Here is a 274-nt window from a genome sequence, read left to right on the forward strand (position 1 = left end):
TCGAGCAGGTCAAGTACATCGCTCTCGAGCAGCATCATCAGCACCTGGCATTCGGGATCGCCGAACCGCGTGTTGAACTCGATGAGCTTGGGGCCGTCCGCCGTGATCATCAAACCCGCAAACAGCACGCCCGAAAACGGCGTGCCGCGCGCCGCCATGCCCTTGATTGCGGGTACGACGATCTCGCGGTGGCTGCGCTCGATCAGCGCATCGGTCATGACAGGGGCAGGGGCATAGGCGCCCAGGCGGCCGGTATTGGGTCCGGTGTCGCCGT

General features: G+C 64.6%; 1 pseudogene. It reads right to left on the minus strand.

Going from position 1 to position 274, the window contains the following annotated elements:
• A pseudogene (locus FLQ44_RS22705) lies at positions 1–218 on the minus strand (phosphoribosylamine--glycine ligase); the annotation flags it as partial.
• Between the last annotated feature and the right edge of the window lie 56 nt (positions 219–274).

The organism is Vogesella mureinivorans, assembly GCF_007644035.1.
GTDB lineage: Bacteria > Pseudomonadota > Gammaproteobacteria > Burkholderiales > Chromobacteriaceae > Vogesella > Vogesella mureinivorans.